The organism is Brooklawnia propionicigenes, from assembly GCF_030297015.1.
Lineage (GTDB): Bacteria > Actinomycetota > Actinomycetes > Propionibacteriales > Propionibacteriaceae > Brooklawnia > Brooklawnia propionicigenes.
The window spans coordinates 2,091,746-2,117,505 of record NZ_AP028056.1; the positions used below are offsets into that span (position 1 = coordinate 2,091,746).

At 64.7% G+C, this 25,760-nt stretch carries 22 protein-coding genes; 8 read left to right on the forward strand and 14 right to left on the reverse strand.

Going from position 1 to position 25,760, the window contains the following annotated elements:
• Positions 1-43: 43 nt before the first annotated feature.
• Entirely contained in the window at positions 44-391 is a 348-nt protein-coding gene (locus QUE25_RS09505; protein WP_286264395.1) for a type II toxin-antitoxin system HicB family antitoxin, read from the reverse strand.
• Complete coding sequence (locus QUE25_RS14860; RefSeq protein WP_425332704.1) at positions 391-636, reverse strand: toxin HicA; 246 nt, start codon at positions 634-636, stop codon at positions 391-393. The genes QUE25_RS09505 and QUE25_RS14860 overlap by 1 nt, the downstream gene beginning before the upstream one ends.
• A gap of 679 nt (positions 637-1,315) precedes the next feature.
• On the opposite strand from QUE25_RS14860, the gene QUE25_RS09515 reads away from it, so the two are divergent.
• The 3 genes from QUE25_RS09515 (at position 1,316) to QUE25_RS09525 (ending at position 2,906) form a co-directional block, all read left to right on the forward strand.
• Positions 1,316-1,636 (forward strand): transposase, encoded by a 321-nt coding sequence (locus QUE25_RS09515; protein WP_286263755.1) that lies wholly within the window; start codon positions 1,316-1,318, stop codon positions 1,634-1,636.
• The gene (locus QUE25_RS09520) at positions 1,633-2,517 is read left to right on the forward strand and encodes an IS3 family transposase (protein ID WP_286264398.1); all 885 of its coding nucleotides are present in this window, start codon (positions 1,633-1,635) and stop codon (positions 2,515-2,517) included. Before QUE25_RS09515 ends, QUE25_RS09520 begins: the two co-directional genes overlap by 4 nt.
• 74 nt (positions 2,518-2,591) lie before the next feature.
• On the forward strand, positions 2,592-2,906 hold the full coding sequence (locus QUE25_RS09525) for a VanZ family protein (RefSeq protein WP_286264400.1): 315 nt from the start codon (positions 2,592-2,594) through the stop codon (positions 2,904-2,906).
• A 303-nt stretch (positions 2,907-3,209) separates the two neighbouring features.
• Here the strand turns inward: QUE25_RS09525 and nadC are convergent, their stop codons facing one another.
• From nadC to nadA, 3 genes are read right to left on the reverse strand one after another with little or no spacing between them, the layout of a single operon-like run.
• The gene (gene nadC / locus QUE25_RS09530; RefSeq protein WP_286264402.1) at positions 3,210-4,106 is read right to left on the reverse strand and encodes a carboxylating nicotinate-nucleotide diphosphorylase; all 897 of its coding nucleotides are present in this window, start codon (positions 4,104-4,106) and stop codon (positions 3,210-3,212) included.
• Positions 4,103-5,737 carry an L-aspartate oxidase gene (gene nadB, locus QUE25_RS09535; protein WP_286264404.1) on the reverse strand — a complete coding sequence of 545 codons (1,635 nt, stop codon included), beginning with the start codon at positions 5,735-5,737 and terminating at the stop codon, positions 4,103-4,105. Before nadB ends, nadC begins: the two co-directional genes overlap by 4 nt.
• Positions 5,737-6,786, reverse strand: coding sequence for a quinolinate synthase NadA (gene nadA / locus QUE25_RS09540; protein ID WP_286264406.1), 1,050 nt, complete (start codon positions 6,784-6,786; stop codon positions 5,737-5,739). The genes nadB and nadA overlap by 1 nt, the downstream gene beginning before the upstream one ends.
• A 79-nt stretch (positions 6,787-6,865) precedes the next feature.
• On the opposite strand from nadA, the gene QUE25_RS09545 reads away from it, so the two are divergent.
• Entirely contained in the window at positions 6,866-7,591 is a 726-nt protein-coding gene (locus tag QUE25_RS09545) for an NUDIX hydrolase (RefSeq protein ID WP_286264408.1), read from the forward strand.
• 50 nt (positions 7,592-7,641) lie between these two features.
• On the opposite strand, the gene QUE25_RS09550 is transcribed toward QUE25_RS09545, so the two are convergent.
• From QUE25_RS09550 to QUE25_RS09560, 3 genes are all read right to left on the reverse strand, one after another.
• Entirely contained in the window at positions 7,642-8,793 is a 1,152-nt protein-coding gene (locus tag QUE25_RS09550) for a COG1361 family protein (RefSeq protein ID WP_286264410.1), read from the reverse strand.
• A 219-nt stretch (positions 8,794-9,012) separates the two neighbouring features.
• On the reverse strand, positions 9,013-10,914 hold the full coding sequence (locus tag QUE25_RS09555; RefSeq protein WP_286264412.1) for a purple acid phosphatase family protein: 1,902 nt from the start codon (positions 10,912-10,914) through the stop codon (positions 9,013-9,015).
• A gap of 273 nt (positions 10,915-11,187) precedes the next feature.
• Positions 11,188-12,420, reverse strand: a complete 1,233-nt coding sequence (locus tag QUE25_RS09560; protein ID WP_286264414.1) for a HupE/UreJ family protein — start codon at positions 12,418-12,420, stop codon at positions 11,188-11,190.
• 256 nt (positions 12,421-12,676) lie between these two features.
• Between QUE25_RS09560 and QUE25_RS09565 the strand changes: the two genes are divergently transcribed.
• The 3 genes from QUE25_RS09565 to QUE25_RS09575 all read left to right on the forward strand — a co-directional run bounded on the left by QUE25_RS09565 (position 12,677) and on the right by QUE25_RS09575 (position 15,255).
• A complete protein-coding gene (locus QUE25_RS09565) occupies positions 12,677-13,336 on the forward strand; it encodes a type 1 periplasmic-binding domain-containing protein (protein ID WP_286264416.1) in 660 nt (219 codons plus the stop codon).
• Between the two features lie 336 nt (positions 13,337-13,672).
• Positions 13,673-13,966 carry a DUF4235 domain-containing protein gene (locus QUE25_RS09570; RefSeq protein ID WP_286264418.1) on the forward strand — a complete coding sequence of 98 codons (294 nt, stop codon included), beginning with the start codon at positions 13,673-13,675 and terminating at the stop codon, positions 13,964-13,966.
• Positions 13,967-14,286: 320 nt separating this feature from the next.
• Entirely contained in the window at positions 14,287-15,255 is a 969-nt protein-coding gene (locus QUE25_RS09575) for a YihY/virulence factor BrkB family protein (protein WP_286264420.1), read from the forward strand.
• A gap of 86 nt (positions 15,256-15,341) precedes the next feature.
• On the opposite strand, the gene QUE25_RS09580 is transcribed toward QUE25_RS09575, so the two are convergent.
• Positions 15,342-15,872 carry a GNAT family N-acetyltransferase gene (locus QUE25_RS09580; protein ID WP_286264422.1) on the reverse strand — a complete coding sequence of 177 codons (531 nt, stop codon included), beginning with the start codon at positions 15,870-15,872 and terminating at the stop codon, positions 15,342-15,344.
• Between the two features lie 466 nt (positions 15,873-16,338).
• On the reverse strand, positions 16,339-17,799 hold the full coding sequence (locus tag QUE25_RS14865) for a Fic family protein (RefSeq protein WP_425332705.1): 1,461 nt from the start codon (positions 17,797-17,799) through the stop codon (positions 16,339-16,341).
• Between the two features lie 134 nt (positions 17,800-17,933).
• On the opposite strand from QUE25_RS14865, the gene QUE25_RS09590 reads away from it, so the two are divergent.
• Positions 17,934-18,884 carry an aldo/keto reductase gene (locus QUE25_RS09590; RefSeq protein ID WP_286264424.1) on the forward strand — a complete coding sequence of 317 codons (951 nt, stop codon included), beginning with the start codon at positions 17,934-17,936 and terminating at the stop codon, positions 18,882-18,884.
• Positions 18,885-19,107: 223 nt separating this feature from the next.
• Here the strand turns inward: QUE25_RS09590 and QUE25_RS09595 are convergent, their stop codons facing one another.
• The 4 genes from QUE25_RS09595 to QUE25_RS09610 are packed head-to-tail and all read right to left on the reverse strand — an operon-like array spanning position 19,108 to position 25,692.
• Positions 19,108-20,250 carry a DUF3322 domain-containing protein gene (locus tag QUE25_RS09595; RefSeq protein ID WP_286264426.1) on the reverse strand — a complete coding sequence of 381 codons (1,143 nt, stop codon included), beginning with the start codon at positions 20,248-20,250 and terminating at the stop codon, positions 19,108-19,110.
• Complete coding sequence (locus QUE25_RS09600; RefSeq protein ID WP_286264428.1) at positions 20,247-23,573, reverse strand: ATP-binding protein; 3,327 nt, start codon at positions 23,571-23,573, stop codon at positions 20,247-20,249. Before QUE25_RS09600 ends, QUE25_RS09595 begins: the two co-directional genes overlap by 4 nt.
• Complete coding sequence (locus QUE25_RS09605; protein WP_286264429.1) at positions 23,570-24,235, reverse strand: DUF4194 domain-containing protein; 666 nt, start codon at positions 24,233-24,235, stop codon at positions 23,570-23,572. Before QUE25_RS09605 ends, QUE25_RS09600 begins: the two co-directional genes overlap by 4 nt.
• Positions 24,232-25,692 (reverse strand): DUF3375 domain-containing protein, encoded by a 1,461-nt coding sequence (locus QUE25_RS09610; protein ID WP_286264431.1) that lies wholly within the window; start codon positions 25,690-25,692, stop codon positions 24,232-24,234. Before QUE25_RS09610 ends, QUE25_RS09605 begins: the two co-directional genes overlap by 4 nt.
• Between the last annotated feature and the right edge of the window lie 68 nt (positions 25,693-25,760).

The following is a 25,760-nucleotide window of genomic DNA, read 5'->3' on the forward strand; positions in this document are numbered from 1 at the left end:
CCCGCACGCTTCAGGAGCGCACGGGCTCATATTCCTGATGGTCTCAGGAGGCTTCTGAGAGGCGTCGCACGACGTACTGGTTGAGGCTGAGGTGTTCCTCGGCGGCTTGGATCGCGAGCCGGCGATGCAGGCTTTCCCCGACCCGGAGGTTGAACTTGCCCGAGTAGCTCCGTTCCGACAGCGGTTCCGGGACGGCCGCGCCCTCTGCCGTGAGATCGGCCACGGTGTCGGCGATCAGGTCGACGAGCCCCTGGAGTGCGGCCGCTTGGGAGTCGGCGAGCCATGACAGCGAGGGGAACTCGGCGCAGGTGGCGACGAACTCACCGTCTTCGATCGACCACGTCACCCGGTAGGTGTAGCGGGACACGTCGGCAGTCTGGGTCTGGGCCATCACTTCGCCTCCTTCTTGTCGATTGCGGCCAGTACCTGGTGCACCTGATAGGCCTTGGCCTTGCCGTTGCTGTTCTGGATGTTCACCCGGGGATCGCCCGGCCAAGGAGTCTTGAACACCGCGTGCGATCCGCCGGTTCGACGGGGTGGACCGAAGTAGTGCTCGCAGACCTTGTGGAGGTCGTCGTAGCGCACGTTTTGTGGGTTTTCCCGCATCGCTTTCACGAGCTTGTCGACGGTCGCCACATCCCCATGGTACCGCGGGCAGTACCGTGGTCAAGGGTGCTGGGGCCAGACTGCAGTGGCCAGATCTCCTCAGGGGCGGTAGATAAGGTCGTCGCCGGGCTACCGAACAGCCTGGAATTCCTCGCGGCGCGCATCAAGAAGCCCGCGGAGGGCGAGCGTCTCGGGCGTTGCCGCGGTCATGGACATGCACCAATATTGCCGGGGATTCGACCGGCCACCCTGGGCGATCGCGGCGACGTAGTCGGCGCGGGTCGACCCGCTGGCGAATCGCAGGGGCGGAGTTCTGCCACGATCTGGCGCGGACGCCGGTTGGGGATGGCCAATCCGCATTCTTGGGTCTGATTATCTGCGACTGTCGTAGATAACCTGACCCAAGGATCGCGACTTCAGCGTGCTGCAGGGTTTTCCTCGGGTTGGCGGACCGGGTGTGGGTGGGGGTGGTCGTCTGGTTGGGGGCGGCCGTCTGGGGTGGGGTGTTCGTCCGCCCGTAGTGAGGTGGAGTTTGTGGCGCCAGCGTCCGACTAGCCTGGGGAGGTGACTTCAGCCCGACGCGCGAGTGTCGTGGGCTTTCTTGTGCTCCTCGGGCTGGTGCTTGCGATCACGCTGAGCCTGGACCGTTCCCGGTTTGGTGGACACTGGTGAGGTTTGCGGTTCCCGATAGGGTGAAGGGGACCTAATTATGGGATCTACGCGGAGGCATTTCACGGCGGAGTACAAAGCTAACGCGGTGGCGTTGGTGTTGGATGATGGGCGGTCGATCGCTGAGGCGGCACGGAATATCGGCGTCCTCGAGAAGACGTTAGGGAAATGGGTGAAGAAAGAACGAGACTTGCGCGATGAGCAGCGTGACCCGGACGAGCCTTTGACCCGCTCGGAACGGGCCGAGCTCGAACAGCTCCGCGCGGATTACCAGAGACTGCTGGACGAAAACGCTCATCTCCAGATGCAGGCCAGTTTCGCAAAAAAAGTGGCGACCTGGTTCGCGAAAGACCAGCAGTGAAGTTTGCTGCGATCGCGGACTGGGCTGATCAGGGCGTTTATCCGGTGGTGTTCATGTGTCGGGAACTCCAGGTGTCGACCTCGGGCTATTACAAGTGGCGGGGCCATCGGGTTTCGGCCAGGCACGACCAAGACGATCTGCTGATGGGATTGATTCGACATTTTCACGCCAGCAGCCCGGGCCGGCCTGGGGTCCGACGCATTCATGCCGAACTCGCTGCTGGCGGGCACCGGGTATCGCGCAAGCGGGTATGGCGGCTGATGCGGGCGCTGGGTGTCCAGGGCCGTCATCCCGCGGCGTGGCGGCGAACCACGGTGGCTGGCGAGCATCCGGTGCCAGCCCCAGACCTGATCGGTCGAAGGTTCGAGGCGTCGGCACCGAACGAGAAGTGGTGCGGTGATATCACGTATGTCAAGACGTGGAATGGCTGGGCTTATCTGGCGACGGTGATCGACCTGTATTCCAGGAAGGTGGTGGGCTGGGCTGTCGATGACCATATGCGTACCTCGTTGGTCACTGATGCTTTAGATATGGCTCGGGTTCATCGCCAGCCTCGGACACGCGTGATTTTTCATTCGGACCGTGGGACGCAGTATACGTCGACGGATTTTGCTAAGTACTGTCGGAAACACAAGATTCGTCGATCATTGGGCCGTACCGGGATTTGTTACGATAACGCCGTCGCGGAATCGTTCTTCGCGACCTACAAGAAGGAACTCATCCATACCCGGCCTTGGCCAGACCTCAAGACTCTGAAGAAGTACACGTTTTCTTGGATTGAGGAATACTACAACCAGACTCGTCGCCATTCAACGCTCGGATACTTGACACCGCAAGAATATGAGCTAGGCTACAGAAACATACTTGAACTCGCAGCCTAAACAGCTATCCACTTTATCGGGAACACTCCAGCCCTACGCCGGTCGATCAGGGGCGCGGTGCCTGGGTTGCGGCTGTGTTGTCAGTTCTTCACCGGATCGGGGTTTCGGAGTCGTTCGGCTACAGCGAGCTGGAGACGGTGTCGAACATTGTCATGTTCATCCCGCTCGGGGTGGTGCTGGCGCTGGCGTTACCGCCCGCGCGACGGTGGATCGGGTTCGTCGTGCTGCCGTTGTTGTCTGCGGTCATTGAGTGTGCGCAGTTCGTGGTGTTGCCGCGGCGGTACTCCAGCTTTGGCGACGTGGTGGCGAATTCGATCGGGGGCTGGATCGGAGTCAGCCTGGTCATCGTGATCGCCGAGTTCGTTGCCGAGGGGCGGCAGGGCCAGTGAGGGGCATGGGGGAGCGCGGGTGAGCGCGTCCATGCTGAAGGCTGTCGGTCCCAAACGCTCGCCGTCCGTACAATCCGCTCGCCGTAAGGCAGTTCGCTTCTGTTGGAACGTGAGCGAACTTACTTACGGCGAGCGTTTGGGAGGTGGTGGACGGGGGACGCGACGGGGACGGACTCGCGCTTCGTGGGCAGCAGCACCGTCCAAATCGCCATCGCCAACGAATGGCTCAGACAGCAGCTGTCCATCGACCCGTGCCCGTTCGTCGATGCAGGCTCTGCGGCAGACAGCAGCGGGGCCTGGGCCTCAAACCATGTCCAGGCCGAGATCGAGGACGACGGCCGAGTGGGTCAACGCGCCCACAGCGACGTAGTCGACGCCGGTGGCTGCGACCGCGGGGGCGTCGGGCAGGGTGAGCCCTCCGGATGCCTCGGTCATCACGCCGGCCGGCCGGGCGATCTGCACGGCCTGGGCCATTTCGTCCGCGGGCATGTTGTCGAGCAGCACCAACTGGGCACCTGCCGCCACTGCTTCGCGGACCTGGTCGAGGGTGTCGCACTCCACCTCGCAGGTCACGCCGGGAGCATGAGCGCGAACCGCCTCAAGTGCCGCGGTGATGGACCCCGCGGCGGCCACGTGATTGTCCTTGATGAGGGCCGCATCTCCCAGTCCCATCCGATGGTTGACGCCACCGCCGCACCGCACCGCATACTTCTGCAGCACGCGCAGCCCCGGGACGGTCTTGCGGGTATCCCGCACGCGGACCCCCGAGTCTCCGAGGGCGTCGACCCAGGCAGCGGTGGCGGTGGCCACCCCCGACAACTGTCCGAGCAGGTTGAGCAGCGTGCGCTCGGCAGTCAGCAGGGTCCGAAGCGGGGCCTCGATCTCCAAGACCGCGTCTCCTGGACGCACCCTGTTGCCATCGCTGATCAATATCGAGGTGGACGCGTCATCGCCATTGCGGTCGGCGAGCACATGCAGGGCAGCGGCGGCTACCGGGACCCCGGCCAGGCAGCCGGCCTGCCGGGAGACCACCCGCGCCCGGCCACGCTGCGTGGGCCCGAAGATGGCGCCGGTCGTGACGTCCGGGCCCCAGGACAGGTCCTCGTCCAGCGTCCGGTTGATGACCTCGAGGACGAGGGCGGTATCGAGGCCGGCGTCCTCCAGAGCGACCCCCCAGGCGCCGACGCGCTGGCGGGTCATGCCGCCACCTGGTGACCGCAGATCGGGTCGGTGAAGCTGAGGACGACCTGGCCGGCCTCGTCGAGCTGCTGATCGATGTGAAGTCGCCACGTCTCGCGGCGCTGCGTGTAATCACTGCGCCGGTGGCAGCCGCGCGACTCGGTGCGTTCGGCGGCAGCCGTCGCGACGAGCTGGGCTACCTGCGCCGCATTGGTTGCGGTCAGCACGGCATCGTCGAGTCGAGGGGCAGCAGGCAGATCGGCCAGCACCCTGAGGGCATCAGCCAGTCCGACGGCATCCCGCAGCACCGACACATGATCAGCCATGGCCTCCCGGATGTCGTCGACCACCTCGGCAGCTCGCAATCCGGCGGCCGGGCGGGCGGAAGCCGGTCCGGGCAGCGGACGCGAACGAAGATCGACCGCGAGTTCGGCCGCCGCACGTTCGCCCATCACCAATGCTTCGGTCAGCGAATTGGACGCCAGCCGGTTGGCCCCCTGGACACCGGTGCAGGCCGCCTCGCCGATCACCCGGAGCCCCGGCACGCTGGTGACGCCCGACATCGTGGCCGCCACCCCGCCGCAATGGTAATGCGCGCCCGGCCTTACTGGGATGGGCTCAGTAACCGGGTCCACTCCGCGCTCGCGGCACATGGCCAGAATCGACGGGAAAGAGGTCTCCCAGCGCTCGGCTCCGAAGCCGGTGGCGTCGAGGAACAGATGGTCTTCTCCGGTGGCGGCCATGTGGGCCTGCTCGGCGGCGGAGACCACATCGCGCGGCGCGAGATCGGCGAGCGGGTGGACCCCGGCCATCACCCGGCGTCCGGCGCTGTCGATGAGGAATGCGCCTTCGCCGCGCACGGCCTCAGAGATCAGGACGCCACGGTCACCGGGAATCCGATGCGCCGGCGGCACCACCAGGATCGTCGGATGGAATTGCATGAACTCGGCGTCGCGGATCACCGCGCCGGCACGCAGCGCCGCCGCCAACCCGTCGCCAGTCGAGACCTCCGGGTTGGTGGTGGTCGGCCACAGCTGACCGATGCCGCCGGTCGCCAGCAGCACGGCGCGGGCGCTGACCTCCCCGATGCGCGACTGATCGTCCAGAACACGGACGCCGCAGGCCTGGTGGCCGGCATCGGTGAGCACATCGACGAGCCGGGTGCCGGTCAGCACGTCAAGCTTCCCGAGCACGGAATCGATGAGGGTACGTTCCACCTCGTGACCGGACTGATCCCCGCCGGCGTGCAGAATCCGGCGGGCGTGGTGGCCGCCCTCCAGGTGCAGGTCGATGGCACCGCTGGCGTCGGTATCGAAGTGGGCGCCCAGCCCGATCAGCCGCCGCAACGCATCCGGGGCATGGACGACCAGATCGCGCACAGCGTCCTCGTCGCACAGCCCGGCCCCGGCGACCAGAGTGTCATTGAGGTGAAGCTCGGCATCGTCATCGGGCGACCAGACCGCGGCCAGCCCGCCTTGGGCCCAATCGGTGCTGGAGTCGGTGATCTCGCCGCGAGTGACGACTGCGACATCAAGTCCCGCCGCAAGCAGGCCGACCACCGCCGACAAGCCGGCAGCGCCGGTGCCTACCACCACGACATCGCAGTGGCGCGTCCACGAGACCTCTGCGCTCGGCAGTTGCGCGCCGTTCATCACTCACCACCGCCCGGGTTGCCGATGCTGATCATTCGCTCGACGGCCCGGCGCGCCTTGGCGGCGATTGCCGGGTCGACGGTGACCTCGTCGTGGCCCTCCTCGATGCAGCTCAGCAGCTTGTCGCGGGTGGTCATCTTCATGAACGGGCAGATCGCGCGAGGATTGACCGGCTCGAAGTCGGTGAGCCCGTTGACCTGGCGCAGCTGATGCAGCATGCCCACCTCGGTGGCCACCAGCACCGTCGCCGAGGTGGTGGCGCGGGCTGCGGTCAGCATGCCCCCGGTGGACAGGATGTGGGTGCGCTCGGCGGGCAACTCGCCCCGTCCGGCCAGCCATAGCGCGCTGGTGGTGCAGCCGCACTCGGGGTGGACGAACAACTCGGCGTCCGGGTTGGCGTGCACCTGATCGATGAGATCGCTGGGCGAGATGTCGGCGTGCACGTGGCATTCGCCCATCCAGGTGTGGATGTTGTCGCGGCCCAGCGTGCGGCGCACATGCGCGCCGAGGAACTGGTCGGGGCAGAACAGCACCTCGGTGTCCGCCGGAATCGAGCGGACCACCTCAAGAGCATTCGACGACGTGCAGCAGATGTCGGTCTCGGCCTTCACGGCAGCGGTGGTGTTGACGTAGCTGACCACCACTGCGCCGGGGTGCTGGGCCTTCCATTCGCGCAGCTGATCGGCGGTGATGCAATCGGCCAGTGAGCAGCCGGCTTTCGCGTCCGGGATGAGCACCCGCTTGTCAGGGGAGAGAATCTTGGCGGTCTCGGCCATGAAGTGCACACCGGCGAAGACGATCGTGGACGCATCGCACTCGGCAGCGATCCGCGACAGCGCCAAGGAATCACCCACGTGATCGGCGACGTCTTGAATCGCGGGGTCCTGGTAGTTGTGCGCCAAGATGACCGCGTCCTGCTTGCGTGCTGCCCGGCGTACCCGGTCGGCCCACTGCTCGAAGTCGTTGTCGATGGTTGGTGCTGAAGGTGTCGAGGTTGGCGCCGAAGGTGTCACATTTGGCGCCGAGGGCGGCAGAACTGTGGTCGTCATCAGAAGGCTCCCTATCCGATTCAGAGACGAGAACTTTTCGACGGATAGTCGAAAACATCTGAACTGTAGCATATGCGTCGTGAAGAGAGCACCTTTCAGAGACCGGACGGGGGTGGCGAAGTATCGCCACGAGGTGCTCGCCGTCGTGCTCCGTGCCGCGGATGGTGAGCAGGCGCGGCTCAAGGTGCTCGTCCGGCGCCGCGAACATGAGCCGTTCGCCGGTGAGCTGGCCCTGCCCAGTGGCCCCGTCGAGGTGGACGAGTCGATGGAGGACGCGGTTACCCGCCATCTGGCCAGTCAGCTCGGGCTTGCCGGACTCGCGCACCGCGAGCAGCTGGAGACCTACTCCGATCCCGAACGGGACCCCTTCGAACGCACCATCGCCACCGCGTATCTGGGCCTGGTGCCGAGCGACGCCGAGCTGTCGTTGGTTTCTGAAGCGGTCTGGGTGGACGTGACCGATCTGCCGGAGATGGCTTTCGATCACCACCTGGTCATCGAGAGCGCGCTGAAGCGGCTTCGCGGCAAGTTCTCATACACAAATATCGCGTTCGCGCTGGCTCCGGCCGAGTTCACGATGGCGAGCCTGCGTGGCATCTACGAGGCAGCCCTCGGTCACGAGGTGGACGTCACCAACCTCCTGCGGGTGCTCCAGCGCCGCGGGCAGATCGAACGGGTCGGCACTCTCGCCGGGTCTGGGGCCCGCGGCGGGCGTCCGCCGAGCACCTGGAAGTTCACTTCGAACGAGTACCAGGTCACTGATCCGTTCGCAGCGCTGGGTCCCGGTCGGCGGACGACGGTCTAGTTTCGACCTGGCCGCGAGTGTTGGACGCCGCGGAGTCGCAACCACTGGTCTCAGACGCGAGGATTCGGCTCTGGATTGGCGGGGTCGGACTGGCCGTTCTTCGAAGCGTCGGCAGCGTTCGTGTTGAGTGCCTGCTGGACGGCCTCCTGCACGCGTGCGTCCTCGCGTTCCTGGCGACGCGCGGCCGATTCCCGGCGAAGACGAATACCTAGCCACACGAGCGCTCCGACTGCCGCGAGAGTAAGCAGCAGCATCCACGAGATGGCTAGCGTGCCGGCCTTCGCATAGACGGGGTCGAACTGTGACGTGGTCCCCGCGGCGTCGAGTGCCAGCGGAATGACGGTGGCGGTGCCGGTCAACCACACCAGAGGAGCGACGTGGACGACCGTGGTGACGTCCCAGGTCTCCCCGGGCAACAGCTGCGGGAGATCGTCCTCAGCCTCCACTTCGGAGGAGAAGAGGCCGAACGGGCCGGACACGTCGGTGCCGTGGAGGGCCGCAATGACGGTGTTTCCGGTGTTGCGGATGGTGTAGCTGAGCGTGGCGTCGCCGCCGGCGAACGGATTCATGCTGCCCGCCCAGTCCAGCTGCGCATTCTCGACGGCAATGCCGGGGGCGAGATCTCCGCTGACGCGCAACGCCATCTTGATGCCGAGGCGCCTGTCGGTGTTGACCTGGCTCGCGTCCGACGACGACGTGAGCGAGGTGAGGATGCCGCCGACGTAGTCGCCCGGGGTGGCGTTGTCCGGCACGCTCACGGTGAATGCGTACTCGACCGAGGAACCCGGATCGATGCTCAGATGATCGCCCTCGCCGTGCACCCAGGCGCCGACGCCTGTCGGTGTCGCGCCGGCCTCGTTGAGATCGAGCTGGCCGTCTTCATTGGTGTAGCCGTCGGCGGCGTAGATGCCGAGTTCGAGCGATTCGCTGCCGCGGTTGGTGATGACGATGGAATCACTCAGTTCGTTTCCCGGATTGATGCTGTAGCTGTAGCTGCTGCGCTGCGCCCCGAATCCGTTGTCGCCGGTGCGCACCGTCCACGTCACCTCGCCGTCGGCAAATGCCTGCGTGGGGATGGCCAGACCAATGCCCACGACGGCGGCCAGCACGGCTATGAGGGCGGTGACGATCGCGTGGGCGGGGGGCCGGTGAGTCTGGAGGTGGGGGCGGATGCGGACAAGATGACGGGTATGAGCGCTCATGGAAGGTCCTCAGCGTGTTGCGATATCTGGTAGTCAGTGCGAAGTAGTGAGTTGTGGTGCGGACGAGCGATGGTTCCTTGGTTCGGGGGACTGCTCGATCCGCCCGATCCGCTCGATTCCACCGGAACGGACCAGGACGGCCGGCCGATGTGCGCGCCGACCGCCCTGGTCTGTCGTCCGGTCAGATGATGATCATGCAAGTAGTTCGGCGAGTGTTGTTCACTGAGCCAACGAGGTGATCGTCAAGGTGGTGCGGTAGCTGCCGGACGAGACCGTGCCCGGAATCTTCAGATTCAGGTCGGCGCCCAGAACTGCCTGGCCGATGTCGTGGCCCTGAGCGGCCGCTCCGAGAACGCGGGAGGACGAAAGCCCCGAGCCGCTGTCATAGCCGGAGGCGACGGCGTTACCGGCGGTTGCCCCGGCACCGGCTTCCTGCACGTTGGGAGCCCAGCCGAGGTACTTTCCGCTGAAGCTCTTGTCACCGTCGGTGAAATCGCCCACCTTGCTGGAAAGCGACCACGGCGACTTCGGGCGCCGGGTGTCGGTGACGGTGATCGGGTTGATCTGGCCGCTGGCCAGGTAGTACTCGGCGTTGTGGTCCTCAGCAGTCCCCAGGTCGACCAGGCGGTTGGTGCCGTTGATCGTCCAGCCGAACTCGCCGGGGGTTTCGTTGACGCTGACCTGGATGGTCTGGCTGCCTTCGCCGTTGTTCGGGTAGACGGTGAACTCGTCGACGATGGTGCCCTTGGCAAGGGTCTGTGACTGGCCATTCTGCGAGACCGTGCCCTGCCACTTCACGTTGCCACGGTCAAAGGCCGGGTTGACGTCACCGGTCGCGCTGGCGCGAATGTTCTGCACCGTCAGGGAGTCACCCTTCACCGCGACCTTAACGTAGGTGCGTACGTTCTCTTGATTCTCGACCGAGTTCGCCCAGTGGCGAGTGTGGCCGTTGGAGTCGGGGGTTGCGGTCGGATCTGCGCCGAAGTCGCCACCGTTCTTGCTGGAGTCCGGCTCGGTGAGGCCGTAGTACTTCGACCCCGAGGCCGAGTTGCCCGTCACGTAGATCACGCCGCCGACACCGGTGAAGATGTCAGCGTCGCCGGCCTGCTCGTCCGGGTTGGCCTTCTCGCCGTTCTTGATCTCGTAGCTGCGCGAGTAGCTGTGGTCATGTCCCTGCAGGACGAGGTCCACGCCCAGCTCCGAGAATGCCGTCGGGAAGTCGACGCGGCGAATCGCGTTGTCGGTGTCGTTGGCGTGGTCGGCCGGCGAGTAGATCGCGTGGTGGTAGACGAGCACCGTGTGCTTGGCCTGGTAGCCGTGGTTGTTGATGACGTCGGTCACGAAGCCGAGATGTGCCTCGTCGCCGCCACTTCCGGCAGCCGAGCTCGCGTAGCTGTTGCTGTTGAGGTCGATGAACAGCACATCCTTGTAGATGTACCAGTAGTCGCCGCCCGAGGTGGTCGCGGTCTTGTCGGCGTCCTTATAGTACTTGGGTGCGCGATCGGTGTTGGGGGTGTAGAAGTGCTGGTCGTAGGCCCGGCCACCCACATCGTGGTTACCGATGGTGGCCGCCCATGGGTACTGACGCAGGTTGTCATTGGCCAGGAACTGGTCCCACTGGGTCTCGATGTTGGCCTTCTCGACCTGGTCGCCGCCGGAGACCAGCAACTCGGCATCGGGGTTGACGCTCAGGGCGTAGTCGAGGGTCTCGGACCAACCCAGGCCGTCGGCCACCTCGTCGCCGGAGGATCCGATCTGCGGGTCCCCGAAGAACAAGAAGTCGTAGTCACCCTCGAAGCTCTGCGTCCTGAAGGTGTAGGCCGGTGACCAGTTGTTGTCCGAGCCCACCCGGTAGGTGTACTCGACGTTCTCCTGAAGGCCGGTGATGACGGCGTGACGGTTGTGGGTGCCGGCGCTTTCCGTGGTGGTGTTCGCATTGCCGGAAGCTGCGAAGCTCGTGGCATTTCCAGGGAACTGACCGTTGATAACCGATGCGGAGGGGGCGAGTTGCACCAGCTGGCTGGTGTCTTCGCTGGTGTACCACGAGAGGATGCGCTGTGATTCGTTGGCGCCGACCCCGAGGACGATGGCAGTGGGGGCGGTTGACACTTCTTCGGCCATGGCCGGTGCCGTGAGGAGCGAGCTGGAGGCGAATGTGAGTCCGAGCGTGGCTGCTGAGAGCCAGGCGATCAGGTGTCTTTTGGCGCCTTGTTGAGAGGTCGCGCGTGAAGCAGACGGGGACATCGTTCTTCTTTCCTGTGTTCGTGCAGGGCTGTGAGTAACGCACGGTCCCTTGGGCCGATGCCTCTGCAGACTGTCAATCCGATGTGAATTCACAGTGAGTGTCGGCCGGACTCTTCGTGTCCAAGAAGGAAACTCTCGTTGGCCTGTTGTTTACCCCGCAACTACACGTTCCACGAACCAGTACAGACCTGTGATGGCGACAAGGGCGGCGAGCCCGCCGGTCACCCACAGGGCGGCCTGCGGGGCGCGGCGGCGCAACAGCGCGAGCAGGGGGAAGATCATCACGATGATGCCGACCTGCACCGCCTCGATGCCGAGGTTGAATACGAGTAGCGACCACAGCAGGGTCCACGACCACGGCTCGTCGATGCCGAGCGCTCCGGCGAATCCCAGGCCGTGGATGAGCCCGAAACAGAAGACGACGCCGAGGCGCAACCATCCGGCTCGGTCGATACCAATCGGGCCGGCTGACCTGTCCAACTCGTTCGCGTGGGCGCGACGCTGCCAGATCAACCACAGGTACCAGGCGGCGACCAAGCTGATCGAGAGCGCGATGACGGGCTCGACGACGGCGTCCGGCACCTTGACCACACCGGTGGCGGCCAGAATGAAGGTCACCGAGTGGGCCAGCGTGAACGCCGACGCCGCCAGGATGACTTCGCGCAGCCGTCTCGAACCGGCGATCAAGGCGAGCAGGAACAAGATGTGGTCGATACCGGTGAGCAGATGCTCCGCGCCCAGCGTGAAGAATTGGACGAATCGCTGCCCGGCGCTCTGTTCGGTGCTGAACAAGGGCTGCTGTGCACTGAGCGCCGCGCTGCCGGACTGGCCGTCGAGTTCGTAGGTGACGATCGTCTCGGTGTCGCGCACGTAGCCCTCGTCGTCCGGAAACAGCGTGGCGGTGACCTCGTGGGCGCTCGCGTCGGATGCGCAGGTGTAGTCAAGCGTCACCACCGCGTAGGGCACGCCCTGCTGCACCGTCATCGTCACATCCCTGCCGGCGCTCGACCGGCAGGACTGCCCGGACGCGGTGGCGATGGTGAAGCGCTCGGTGACATAGCTCTCCACTGCGTCCGTGTGGTCCTGCAGCGCCTTCGCCTGGGCGGAGGTGTCCGCTCGTTCGAAGGCTGCGGTGCCGTCTCGGAACAGCTGGTCCACCTGCTGCATGTCGGCCGCCGAAACCACCAGCAGGTCGTATTCGAGTTGCAGTTCTGCGGTGATGCGGCCGGTTTCGTCCGATGTCAGATTGGCGTAGACGACGGAGGAAAAGCCGTGGGCGACCGCCGGCTGCGCAGTGAGAGACGCCAGGATGGCCGCCAGCAGCACGAGCAGCGGCGCGATGAGCGCGCAGCGTTCGACTCGGCGTTCGCGGGGACGGGGCATGGTGGTTCTCCTCATTGGTCGGTGGGCGGGTTGTTCTGGGGTCATCAGCAGACGGGGCTGCAGGTGCCCTGTCGACAATGCGCCGGGCCCATGATCGGCAGGTGTGCGTCGCGTTGATGCCGAGTTAACCCGGCCTGAACTCTGGGAGACATCGCCGTGTAAACGGGCCTCTGGCGGAGCGATCCCGTCGGCGGTTGGTTAGCATGCCGATGGGTTCGCCAGTCGTTCCCGTGCGCTTGCCGGAAAGGACTCAGACTTGTCTCGTCGTCTGCGGATCGCCATCGCATCACTGGTTCTGTTGATGGTTGCCATGCTCGCAACGGGGTGTTCGGATCCATGGCAGCGGCCGCATGCCTCGCCGTCGGCCGTGGGTGAGCCTGGTGCGGGTTTTCTTCCGGAGGGCACACCGGGCCCGGAAACCACGGTCACGCCGTCGCCGGGTTCGTGGAGCGACGTGCGTCCATCGGCCGGCTACCGCGTGGTGTTGGTGTCCGGCGGCGCCGACGACCAGACGCGAGTTCTGACTGCCGGGGTGCAGGAGTGGGCCAAGGACGAGCGTGTCGATCTGCGTACCGTGCAGGCTACCGGGGATCCGATCGACGACATATCCCGAGCCATCGACCTGGGTCCGGATCTGATCGTGAGCGCGGGCAACGGTGTCATCGATGCGCTCGCGCTGATCACGGCAAGTCATCTCGATCAGGACTTCCTCATCATCGGTGCTGAGGTGGCGGAGCCAACCCACAACGTCACGGCGGTCTGCTGGGAGGGAGCATCGTTTCGCGGTGAGGGACTCCCCATGGCCTCGGCGTACGATCCGGACTCGTTCACGCCCGAACGGGTGGGTCGTGCGATCACGGCCGGGACGACAGCAGTGCTGACCGGCACCACGGGGATCATCGTCTGGATTGACTGAGCGGTTCTTGGTGGACGCGTAGGCCCGGGGCCGCGAGTGCTCGCCATGGGCGGGGTAGTTCGTCCGCTTGAGGGGCGGTACGTGTGGAAAGCCGTGCCGTGCCCCCACCGCGTTCGGAAATCTATCTCATCAAAGCGGGAGAAGACTACACCCGAAAGGGTGGAATTCCGATTCAAATTCCTGATGTAGCGGGATGGGTTGTTCGACTCGGTGTTGAGCTGGGCTGAAAGTGATATCGCGACAGGTACGCTCGGAGTGTAGGGCCTTTGGCGACTCGCTGTGTGTGGTGCGCGCGGTTAGCCGCCGAGTCGAGGTCAGTGACCACGAGGAGAGATCATGATGACCAAGAAGGAAAAAGGCAGCAAATCCGCGAAGATGCTGTACCGGCCGATCGGCCTAGCCAGCAGCATTCTGAGTGGCGTCATTGCCGGGATTGTCTTCAAGAAGGTATGGGAAAAGGTCTCCCATTCGGACGGTGCCCCAAAGGCTCTGAAATCCGAATTCGGATTGGGACAGGTGCTGGTGGCCGCCGCTGTGCAGGGCGCTATCTACGCGGGCGTCAAGGCCCTCGTGGATCGCGGTGGCGCGAGATTGTTCCAGCGGGCAACCGGTGAATGGCCGGGTGACTAGAGGCTGATCGCGGGTGTCATTTCGGGCGGCTCATCGTCCGGAACTGGGCGACCTCGTCCTCGCGTTGCGTGTCAGTGAATGTGAGATAGAACTCGAAAGGTACCATCATGAAATTCCCTTTCCGTCGGCGCGACGACAGCGACGGGAGCGATGTTCCTGAAGCCGATGACAGTAGGAAGCCCGCAGCCGATGACAGTGGGAAACCGGCAGCCGATGACAGTGGGAAGCCCGCAGCCGATGACAGTGGGAAGCCCGCAGCCGATGACAGCAGGAAGCCCGATTCGCCTACTCAGATCACCAAGCCCTCATGGGTGTACGTCATGCGAGCGAGCGTGCGTGAGTTCTCCGCGGACGGGTGCACAGATCTTGCCGCCGGCCTGACCTATCGGACGATCATGTCGATGTTCCCCGGCCTCATCGCCCTGGTGTCGATCCTGAGCCTGTTGGGCCAGAGCGGTCAGGCGCTGACCGACGTCCTCGATCAGCTCAAGGGGGCAGTACCTGCTGACACCTGGGCATCCGTGCAACCCGTGCTGGACGCGGTGCTGACCGCTCCTGCTCCCGGCGTCGGGCTGATCGTCGGCTTGCTGATCGCGATGTGGTCTGCATCGGGATATGTGAAGGCCGTGGGTCGCGCGATGAACGTCATCTATGGCGTGGACGAGGGACGAAGCGCGATCAAGCTCAACGCTCAGATGTACCTGCTGACGGCCATCATCTTGGCTCTGGGCGCGGTGTCGTTGGTGGCACTCGTGATCTCGGGCCCCATCGCCCAAGCCGTCGGCACCGCTCTGGGAATCGGATCGTTCGCCGTCGCAGCGTGGGACATCGCCAAATGGTTCATCTTGGCATTCATCGTGGTCTTCGTCATCGCGCTGCTCTATTACGCGACGCCGAATGTAAAGCAGCCCAAGTTCCGTTGGATCAGCGTGGGCGCGCTCGTTGTCATCGTCGTCACAGTGCTGGCCACGGCCGGGTTCTTCTTCTACGTGTCGAACTTCGGCAAGTACAACGCCACCTATGGTGCGCTGGCGGGGGTTATCGTCCTGCTGTTGTGGCTCTACATCGTCAACGCGATATTGCTGTTCGGGGCCGAAGTCGATGCCGAGTTGGAGCGTGTTCGTGAACTCCAGGCCGGAATGCCCGCCGAGAGGGACCTTCAGCTTCCCGTCCGTGACACCAAGGCCAGCGACAAGCGGGCGCGTAAGTACGAGAAGGACATGGAAAGGGCCGAGACGCTGCGCAAATCAGGTGGGCGGACGCAGGAGGCCGGTGAGGCGGGGGAATGATTGGGCCGGACGCCGGTCCGCGGTTTGATGGTCTGGCTAGGCCTACCAGCGCACGCAGACGTGTGTTGAACGCTCCCGCTCTGGCCTCACAGCACGTACTCGAACAGGTGAAACTCGGTCACCTCGATGCCCTCGTAGTGCAACGTGTGGCGACCCAGATCGGTGAAGCCGTAGCGCGCGTACAGCGCGCGAGCAGGGGTGTTGCCAACGTAGGTGTCCAGCCGGATCGCGCGGCAACCCAGCTGACGGGCCACCTCGATCACGCCGGCCAGCAGGAATCTGGCGACGCCCTTGCCTCGGTGGTCGGGCGAGACCCCGAGCACATGGACGATCAGCACTTCGTCTGGGCCGGCCTCGATCGCCCAGTCGGGCTTTTCGTATCCACCGGGCGCCTCATGATCCAGCATCACCGCGCCGACGATGCCCCCATCGGCATCCGCGGCCAGGTAGAGGTTGCCGGCCTCCACCCAGTCGGCCACCTCTTGGGGCGTCGGATGGTTCTCGGCGTGCCAGCGGGAGAAATCCACCGTTTCACCCGAGTAGTCGATGATCCGCCGGTAGACCTGCTGCGCAGCGGGGATCGCGCCCGCCTCGGCGCGCCGGAAACTCAAGGTCACGTGGATGCCCATCCTTCTCATATCAGGCTCGTCAGCGCCGCCACCGCCCTGCACGGCTGTGTTCCCTCCAGCATGCCGTAGCCTGGCAGGCGTCGTCCAAACGCCCCTTGTCATCGACATTCGGCAGCAGGCCGCAGTCTACGAGAACATTCGGCAGGTCAGCGGTCTTGGGAGCTGGCCCGTCGTAGCGAGGGCTCGATCTGTGCAGAAGCCCTTGTCTTTGCAGAATGAGCCTTCGAGCGACGACGCTCGCAGGCCCGGCACTGGGCGCGAGCGTGACAGATCTTCTTCAGTTGGCCCCCAAAATGCGGGTTTCGGCAGTCGCTGAGCGTGGCCGGGTGGGCTGAGGGCCCACACTCAAGAAGATGAGGCACGCGAGACGGGGTAGCCGGCTCGAGGCCCGAGCACCTGGAGGGTCGCGGAACGCGACTCATGGCTCTCCATGATCGGGGTCGTCCTCGTTGAGTCAGTCTTGAGGTGCCGCCGGCACATCACGGTTGGGTGGCGAAATCCGGGTGTCGAACTGTGTGCTGGCCAAGGCGCGCTCCGACACGGTGACGAGATCGAGAACCTCGCGCGCCAGGTACGCTTTCGCGCCGCGCTCGATGGCCTTTCCAGTGAGGATTCCCGCCCGCGTCAGTTCGTCCAGCGCCGATCCGGCGGCGGGCGCCGACACTCCGAGGATCTTTGTCAGCGTTGTCGTCGTGACTACTGGTGCCTCGGGCAGGTGGTTGAGCAACCGTGCAACAGCCGAATCGGCCCGCGGTGAGGGTCGCAGGCCGACCGAGGCTCGATGCTCGGTAAGGCGTTGTGTCCAGGACTCTCGCAGTTCCTGGATGCCCGCTGCGAGCGTCTTGGATTGCTCGACGGCTATGGCGGCGGCGTCAATGAACGTGGCCAGCCAGATGCCGATCGCCTCGCTCGCTTCGGTGCTGGTCGCTGGGCGTGCATGCCGGAAGGAGGTCAGCCCGTCGAGATAGCGATCGCGCAGCGTCGCCAGGACCAGGCTGACGGGCAGCACGGCACGGTCGGTGAGGCCGCGTCGTGCGAGCACAGTGTGGATGAGTGCGCGTCCGACGCGGCCGTTGCCATCGGTGAAGGGATGAATGGTCTCGAACTGTGCGTGAACCATCGCTGCCTGAATCAACGGCGCATGGGCAGCTCCGTTGAGGTAGTCGACCAGGTCGTGCATGAGCTCCGGTACCCGTCCTGGGTCGGGCGGCACGAACGCGGCGCCGACCGGCGTCGAACTCGACGTACCGATCCAATTCTGGACCGTGCGCAACCCGTGATGCTGCAGCTCATCGGGCAGCAGCGAGCGATGAAGACCGACAATGTCATCAACGCTCACCGACTCGGCTTCGACAAGCGCCGTTGTTGCCTCCCGCACGACGGTCATGTTGTTGGCGACCAGCCTCGCCTGCTCGCTGACTCCGCGCACGGATTCCGACTGGCCAAGTTCGGCCAGGGCTACTTGCTGGGTCGAAGGCGCAATGCCTTCGATCTGTGAACTGGCAATCGCCTCTGACCGCAACAAGAACCGGGCGATTCCAGCCAATCCTTCGGCCCCTGGCCCATTGAGCGTTAGAAGGTTCCTCTCAACCTTCATCACGCGACGTGACAGCTCTCCATCAACGGTCAAACCAACACCATCGAGAAGATCCGGGACATAGCGGCGGTACAGACCCGATCGTTGCTCGGACTTGGGTGCTCCTGATTCGATCCTGGATTCCCAGTGCACACCCTCCCATGTGGCCATCCGCCGTATCCTTTCTTCGGTCGCGCCCTGACTTAAAGATAGGTGCTTAAAGTTTACTAGGCGTGCCGTCGGCGTAAGGATACGTCGCACTGGTGCCTTCGCATCGGAAGTGCGCCAGCACGACACAACGGTGTCCCCGCCGACTCGTCGCGCGCCGTTGTTGGGCACTACACCCTCGATTGTGAAGAGCCGGAAAACCGGCAGCGCACCCTAGGACTCCGCTGTGTCTTCTGCGCAGCGCGGCTACCGTGGAGGACGTGATCCCGGGGCATCGGTCCGGGGACCTGGCAAGGAGGTCAGATATGGCTGATGGTGCTCTTGCGCGCGCCGGCACACGTAGGTCGTTGCGTTTCGATGAAGTGCCGGAGGTGACGACGGGCACCGGGTCGCCGGCGCCGGTGCCGCTTGTCACCTTCAACAATGGGGTCCGGATTCCGCAGCTGGGTCTTGGCGTGTGGCAGGCCAGTGACGAGGACACAGAGCGTGCGGTGCGTTTCGCGATCGACGAGGCCGGCTACCGGCACATCGATACCGCGCGCATCTACGGTAACGAGGCGGCGGTGGGCAAGGGTCTGCGGGAATCGTCCGTACCGCGCGACGAGATCTTCGTCACCACCAAACTGTGGAACGCCGATCAGGGCTACGACTCGACGCTGGCGGCTTTCGATGCGAGTCTGGAGCGTCTCGGCCTCGACTACATCGATCTGTACCTGATTCACTGGCCGCTGGGGAACACTGAGCGTTTCCTCGAGACGTGGCGCGCGTTCGAGGTGATCGCGAAGTCCGGGCGTGCTCGCGCGATCGGCGTGGCGAATAACAAGCCGCACCATCTGCAGACTCTGCTGGATCACGGGACGATCGCCCCGGCGATCAATCAGATCGAGCTGCATCCCCATCTTCCGCAGTACCTGACAAGGGCATTCGATGATGATCACGGTATCGTGACCCAGTCGTGGAGCCCGCTCGGGGGCAGTGACCGTGCGGGTTGGGGGCCTGCGTCCAAGCCGAACACGTTGTTGCACGACTCGTTGCTGACCGAGATCGGGGAGGCCCACGGCAAGACTGCCGCGCAGGTGATGATCCGCTGGCATCTGCAGAACGGCTTGGTCGTGATTCCGAAGTCGGTGCACGAGGAGCGGATTCGCCAGAACATCGACGTGTTCGACTTCGAGCTCACCGGTGAGGAGTTCGAGCGCATCGCGAGCCTCGACACCGGCCAGCGTGTCGGCAAGGACCCAGACGAATTCGTCTGATGGCGTCGTGGGCGGTCTGTGGGCAGTGGCCCGCAGGCCGCCTTTGCCATGCCGTCAGCCGCGGTACTTGGCGCGGGCGTGACAGATCTTCTTCAGTTGGCGCCCAGAATGCCGGTTTCGGCGGTTGCTGAGCGTGGCCGGCCGGGCCGAGGGCCCACAGTGAAGAAGATGAGGCACGCGAGCCCAGGCTGCCGTCCCGGGATTCGTGTTTGTGGCCATGCCGTCAGCCGCGGTCCTCGGCGAGGCGGATGATCGTCGCTACGGCGGCTGTCAGCTCGGCATGCGCGTATGCCTTGTCGATGCGTTCTTGCTCCAGACGAAGGTCGCCACGACGAATCTCGGCGACGACACTCCGTTCTGCGGCACTCAGGTAACCGATCTCACCGCGATATGGATGAGGCTCAGCAATGATCAGCTCAGCGTGACGGTGCAGGGTCCTTGCGTCCATCAGCACAGACCGGACGTTCGGCAATACCTGCCGCAGCTGACCCAGAATGCGGAAGCCATAGCTGTCGAGATCGCCCCAATACAGCTGGGGCGCATCCCTGATCCAGGCCACCTTGGCCAGGTTGACGGCAGCGAATCCCATGCTGTGGATGCCCACAACCCCAGGCAGCGCCGGAAGTCTCAAGACGGGCACCTGATTCTCGCTCATCAGCACCACGCGGGGGACCAGCCTCGCAGCGTTCAGGCCGGCCACCCCGGCAGTGAACTGCTGCGGGCCATCCGACAAGCCAGGATCGAGCACCCGCACCCCGAACACCGGATCGTTCGGCGGCGCGGCGGCGTCCTGCTGGCCGGTGAGTGCAAGCGCGAATGGTTCCACCAACGACCGGTGCTGCTCCCACCATTTCGTGTCGATCCCTGGCACCGGCAGCTCGCGCTCCCACAAATCCGACCCCGGGTGTTCAATCAGCCAGGCCAGCACTGCAATCAGCTGTTCGGTCTGATGGTCATCAAGACGGCTCAGTGCCCGTGCTGCCAGTCGGGTCGCCGCGCTGAGGTCAAGGCCCGGCCATTGCTCGCGCAGCCGGGCAACGTTCGCGTTGGCCCGCCGCCACTCGGACGCATGCCCCGCTAGCCCGGCGATGGCCTCCGGCGAGGCGATGAGCCGCTGCGGGAGCAGTTGGCGGCCATAGGCAGGCCACTGTCGCTCGACCCACTCCACCTCGACTCCCGCGACCCGAATGTCGCGCCACGACCTCGCCCAGCGAGCAACTGCCTCGGGATCGGCCGCGAACTGAGCTTGGCTGGGCGGGTGAAGCGGCCACGATTTCGCGTCCGTTTCTGTTGCTGTCAGCCACCGCTTCCAGTTGCGCTGCCACTGGCCCTCCGCCCATTCCCGGGCATCGGCAAGCGTTCTCACAGCAGCCGATCCTGCACCGTGGTGCCAGGGTTGTCGTCCACATCGTCGTTGTCGAAGATGAGCTGGTGCAGCTGCGAGCTGTTCCCGGCCTCATTGCTCACCATCACCACACCCCCGACATAGTCCTCAATGGTCTGCAACATCTTCAAGGGAGTGGCCAGCAACAACTGGAAGCCGAATTGGCGGAACACTTCGAGCCCGGCCTTGGTGAAGTTGTGATCCGCCTTGTCGAATGCCTCGTCGATGACCACCAGGGCGTACTCCGGCCGCTCCTGATCTGCCGGTGCCAATTGGAAACGCAGCGCAGCAGCAAGGCAGAAGGTGACCAGTCGCTGCCGTTCGCCGCCCGATCGTCCACCCGACCCGGTGTAGTGATCGAGCGCGTTGCGCTCGGCATCTTGCACCCGAGCCTGGAACGAGACGTGCTGGCGGGTGTCGAGGCAGAGCCGCCGCCAGTTCTTGTCGGCAGGATCGGCCGAGCGCAGCCGGTCCAGCAACGCCTGCATCAACTCGAAGCGGCGCTCCGCTGCTTCACGATCGTCCTGATCCTCAAGCGTGCCGGCCAGCGAACCCGAAGTGATCTTGGCCAGGTTCGCCAGGAACTCCTCCACTTGGGGAAGGGTGCGATCCCGCACTTCGATCTGCAAGTACGACGCCGGCGCGAACTCGGTCATCAGCAGCGACCTGTTGACCTCGTCAACCCGTATCCGCACATCCCGACGGGCCCCCTTGATGACAAGCGCCAGCTGGCTGATGTTGTTGCGTGCCTGTCGCTGCAGGAGATCGAAGAAGCGATTCTCGAAGGCGGGCAGTCCGTCGTCCTCCAACGAACGCAATCGGGCGAGATAGTCCGCGAGGTACTCGGTGTCGTCGCCCCAGTCGGCTGAGGGCACCGGCCAGTTCTGGCGATAGTGACTCATCGCGCGCACCGCCGACTGCTGTGTCTTTCGAACGGCATCGTCCAGTTTCTTGTGCTGCTGACCGAGTTCGCGGCGCAGCCTGAGTTCGTCGGCACCGACGCTGGTGTCGGCCGCCAGTTCCTCAAGATCCGCGGCGACTTCGGCGGGGACAGGCGCAGCTTGGGCGATCTGATCGGCGAGGCTCGCGATGAGCTCGCCGAGTTCGGCGAGCCTGTGGTCGACCTGTGCGCTGCGCAGCGCGAGTTGCTGCCGGATCTGTTCGGCGCGATCGGCGCGCTGTTGCAGCTGGGCTCGCACCGATTCCAGTCTGGCCAGGTCGGGCTGGGCCTGGTGAAGCTGCGCCAGCCGCGCGTCCAACTCGGTCACCTTCTGCTGGGCCGCCGCGACATCGATGGCAGCCCACGAGCACCTCTGCAGTTCGTCCAGCACGCGTTGGCGTTGCCGCAGAGCCTCGTTCTGGTCATCGTCTGCCTGCAACTCGGCCTCCGCGGCGCGCAGTTCGTCCTCGGCTTGCCTCAACCGGGCCTCCAACTCGGCCTCCTTCGCCTCAGTGGTGAAGCCCAGGACCCAGTTCGCACGATCGTTCAGCCGAGACCGATCGTCCTTCTCATGGCGGTATTCGCTGTGCTTCATCTGGCCGTTGATGGTGACCGCCCGCCGAACCCCGGCAAATCCGTCGGGGTGGTCGACACAGGCGTAGTCGTAACGGTTGCACAGCCGCTCCCACAGCCAGCCGTTGAACGGGCCATCGGCCAGTGCCAGTTTGTGGACGAGCGAGCGCGGGTCGTCGGGAACGTTCCCGCTGGCAGGCTGCCCTGGAAACACCCGTTCGTAAACCAGGCGAGTGTGCAGGTTCTCTTCGTCGATGATCTCGGCGGCAGCACGGTAGTGCGCATCCGGGACGACCAGCGTGCGGGCGAACGACCCGAGCACCCGCTCGATCGCCCCACTCCAGGCCCGCTCGGCCGCGCGGACTTCCAGCAGTTCACCAACGAAAGGCAGCCGGGACTCATCTACCTGCAGTCGCTCGGCCAGCAGGGAACGCACGTTCAGCAGCATCCGGTCCAGGTTCGAATGGTGTTGTCGGAGCCCCTTGAGCGCATCAACTAATGCGGCTCTGCGTTGGCTTGCCTGGCTGCGCCGGGCGTGCCTGTCGTGGGTCGACGTCTTGCGTTGCCGGAGTTGCGCGCTCACTTCGGCCTCGCGTGCCGCCGCCTCGCGCGCGAAGCGCTCTGTGTCGATTTCGCTGGTGGGAAGGCCGAGCCGTTCGCCTGCCGCCAGGTCGGACAATCTGGAGCGCTCCGCCCGGCGCTGGCCGAGAACAGCGATTTGGACCGCGCGAAGCTCGAGCAGCTGTTCGCCCTCGGCTCCGCCCGCCCCGTCCAGGGCCCGCTCGGCATCCCGCAGTGCAGTGTCGGCGGCCAGCTTGGCCTGCTCGGCGGACGACAACTCCGCCGCCGTCGATCTCAGTTCTTGCTGGAGCCGGTGTTCTTGCCCGCGGTATTCGGCCAGCCGCTTATCGCGCACCCAGGTGCCCACCTGGTCTTCGAGGTTCGACAGGTGGGTGAGCTGGGCGTTGAGCCTTGTCAACTCCTGATCCGAGATCCGCAGGGGGGTCAGCGCTTCCACCTGACGACGGGCGTCAACCACCGCGCTGTGTGCGGTGGAAAGCTCGGTGAACTGCACGACAGTCTCGTCCGCAAGCTCGAATGACCTCGGCTCATCTAGCATGAACTCCCGAAAGAGAGAATCAAGGCTGGTCAAGTTCTTCGCCGACTGGGTCTTGTGCAGCAGGAGCTGCGCCTGCTCCGAGGTGATGCCCAGGCGCCGCCGGAATTTGTTCGCGAATGACGCGTACGCGTCGCCGCTGTACACATCGTGACTTGGGAATTCGCGCTTGAGGCGGCGCACCTCGAGGCCGTTTTCCACGTAAGGCGCGAGCGCCAGCAACTCAACATCGCCGTCTGCGAGCATGAAGACCGATTTCAGGTCCTTGGCATCGTTTGTCGCCCTGGCGATATGGAAGAGCCGGACCAAGGTGACGCGCTGCTGCTGGCCATCACCGAACGTGAGCGCAATACCGCTCCAAGTGGCACCGATGCGAAGATATGCGGTCTGGATTTCGCCGGTCTGCTCGTCAGTCTGACGCTTGTAGGCGCCGCGGACATAGGTCAGCAGGTTGCGATCCCGGTCGCCGGTATCGGTGCCTTGTGCGGCCGCATTGAACCGTGCCCGCGCAGGCTTGACGAGAATGGCTGCCATCGCGTCCAACAATGACGACTTGCCCGACCCGGACGGACCGGTCAACAACAGGCCCGCGCGCGGCACATCGAATTGCCTCGCCCCCTGGAACGTCCCCCAGTTCACCAACTGCACCTTGCAGAGGCGTTGCTGGCCGATCACGTTTGATCTCCTTGAGCTCTTTGATCGTGCAGCAGTCGCTGCAACTCGTCGGTGATGGCGGCTACCTCGTCCGCGCCGACGACCAGGGCGAGCACAGGTGAGATCTCCCACCGGTCATCGTCCCCGCTCACCGACAGCAGCACCGAGTACTTCTTCATCTTGTTGACTGCCGCTTCAATGCGGCGGTCGAATCCGCGCTTGTCGCTGATGTCGGCGGCGCGATAGCTACGCAGTTGATCTTCGATCTCGTCGCGGCCCACGAAAACCCGCACCGCACCGCTGTCGCGTTTCAGCAGCGTTCGGCGAAGATACAGCACCAGCGCGGTCTCGATCAGTGTCAGCGGCTGGGTGCGGATCGCCTTGACGGCCCCTTCAACATCGAGATGGCGGACGAAGGCGACTCCCGCCTCGTCGTCGACCACCAAGTCAAGATAGACATCTGCGAGCCGGGAGCGGACGAGTGGTTCTTGCGCCTTCAGCTGCTCCCACAGCCGGGCGTTGGCGTCGGCGCGAAGGTACGGACCCTGCATCATGTAGATGAGGACGCGGCGCACGCCCGGAGGGAGCGGGCTCGGATCGGCAATGTCGATCGGTTCGACGGCGATCTCGAGATCTCCGTCGCCGGTGTCTTCTGCGCGGCGGGGCGCAGGCTGCAGCGTCATCTCTTCGTCCAATCGGCAGGAACAGTACTAAAGAGATATCGCGGGCCACTGACATTTTTCGATCTGCCTGATCGGGACTGCCACGTCCAAACCTCTGAGCCGGGCACCCGGATTGCGTACTCGACTGCCAGGACGAGCAGCCCCACGATCGATGCCAGGCCCTGCGACGCGGGAAAGCGCTCCAGCACCTCGCCAACGGTGGCGGTCGCTCGTTCGTCCACCACCGCGGCCACATTGCCGTGCAGTTCGCCGAAATCGATCTCGGTGAGACGCACCATCTCGCGCAGATTCTCCAGATTGAGCGGCTGGGTGTCGTGCTCGTCGACCGTCTCCGCGGTGCGGACGTCCGCGGGGTTGTGCAGCGCCCACGACCCGATGGACGAGAACCTCATTGATGTCAGGTCCAATCCCACGCCGATCTTGTGGGTTGTGGGCAGGCTGTGGAGCAACCCCATGAGGGCCTGCTCGCAGGTGTTGATTGCCGTCGCCAGTCTTTGCTGCTCGCGGTACTCCTGGGTCTCGACGAACCGTCGCAGGCTGCGGGACAGGTCGGTCAGCGTGCCGCGCACTTGTGCGCTCTCGCTTTGCAGCGTGGTGAGGTACTGCCGCAAGAAGGCGATCCCGGCCAGCGGGAGGTCGGCCGCGAAATCGCGATCCAGCACGGCATCCACGGATGCGTCGAATCGTTCGACGAGTTCGGGGTCAAGCAGCAGACGGTAGAAGGCGTCGAAGGTGCGTCCAGCGTCGGAACTCTCGATCAGATCAACTCCGGCGAAGATCTCGTCGAGCACCTCCCCGCGTTGTCCTTCGTGGTTGATGATCTGCTCCCGTAGACCCTGGTTGAGTCGCTCGAAGGAGTCGGCCACTTTGGCGAAGTCCCTGGGTACGGCCTCGGCCAGGCGCAGAATCTCAGCCAGGCGTTCGCTCGCCGCGGCGTCATCGGCGGGCACTGATCCTTCGGACTCAACCCGAGCGATCTCAGCATCGAGGCGATCGCGCTCGGCTTGCAGGGCTGCGATTCGAGTTGACGGATCGGGATCGGTGTCGCGGGCCAGCGAAGCCAAGAGATCGGAGACGTTGGCGAGCCGCGACGATGTCACTGTTGCCACCGGACGATCGATCGCGTCGAGGAAGGCGATGGCGTCGGCGGCGGTGGGAGACAGCTCAATGCTCTCGTCCCGGGCTGCGGTTGCGCGGCGGATGAGGATTCCGTCCCGGATCCAGTCAGCGATGTACTCCTGGGCAGTGCGCGGCAGGGCGATGCCTTCGTCTCGTAGCTCGCTGAGATCGTCGGCAACCAAGGTCACGAACTCGGGATACGCGATGATCCGCCGATCGACAAGGTGGCGGCCGCAGGTGGCCACGATCACGGGCATGTTGTTGGCTCGAAGAAGTCTGAGGGCAGCGGTGTCGAGCGCGCGGTAGGCCCCCGTGGCGGCACCGACTGCTCCGGCCATGGAGCCAAGCATAGGTTGCCGGCTGGGGAAGCTGTGCCCAGGCGCGCATCCGGCCCGATCGTCGGGTC

What these genes read in the sequence shown, in the direction of transcription:
- QUE25_RS09505 (WP_286264395.1), bottom strand. Translation starts at nt 391, where the DNA reads ATGGCCCAGACCCAGACTGCCGACGTGTCCCGCTACACCTACCGGGTG.
- QUE25_RS09515 (WP_286263755.1), top strand. Translation starts at nt 1,316, where the DNA reads ATGGGATCTACGCGGAGGCATTTCACGGCGGAGTACAAAGCTAACGCG.
- nadC (WP_286264402.1), bottom strand. Translation starts at nt 4,106, where the DNA reads ATGACCCGCCAGCGCGTCGGCGCCTGGGGGGTCGCTCTGGAGGACGCC.
- nadB (WP_286264404.1), bottom strand. Translation starts at nt 5,737, where the DNA reads ATGAACGGCGCGCAACTGCCGAGCGCAGAGGTCTCGTGGACGCGCCAC.
- nadA (WP_286264406.1), bottom strand. Translation starts at nt 6,786, where the DNA reads ATGACGACCACAGTTCTGCCGCCCTCGGCGCCAAATGTGACACCTTCG.
- QUE25_RS09550 (WP_286264410.1), bottom strand. Translation starts at nt 8,793, where the DNA reads ATGAGCGCTCATACCCGTCATCTTGTCCGCATCCGCCCCCACCTCCAG.
- QUE25_RS09555 (WP_286264412.1), bottom strand. Translation starts at nt 10,914, where the DNA reads ATGGCCGAAGAAGTGTCAACCGCCCCCACTGCCATCGTCCTCGGGGTC.
- QUE25_RS09560 (WP_286264414.1), bottom strand. Translation starts at nt 12,420, where the DNA reads ATGCCCCGTCCCCGCGAACGCCGAGTCGAACGCTGCGCGCTCATCGCG.
- QUE25_RS09570 (WP_286264418.1), top strand. Translation starts at nt 13,673, where the DNA reads ATGATGACCAAGAAGGAAAAAGGCAGCAAATCCGCGAAGATGCTGTAC.
- QUE25_RS09575 (WP_286264420.1), top strand. Translation starts at nt 14,287, where the DNA reads ATGCGAGCGAGCGTGCGTGAGTTCTCCGCGGACGGGTGCACAGATCTT.
- QUE25_RS09590 (WP_286264424.1), top strand. Translation starts at nt 17,934, where the DNA reads ATGGCTGATGGTGCTCTTGCGCGCGCCGGCACACGTAGGTCGTTGCGT.
- QUE25_RS09605 (WP_286264429.1), bottom strand. Translation starts at nt 24,235, where the DNA reads ATGACGCTGCAGCCTGCGCCCCGCCGCGCAGAAGACACCGGCGACGGA.
- QUE25_RS09610 (WP_286264431.1), bottom strand. Translation starts at nt 25,692, where the DNA reads ATGGCCGGAGCAGTCGGTGCCGCCACGGGGGCCTACCGCGCGCTCGAC.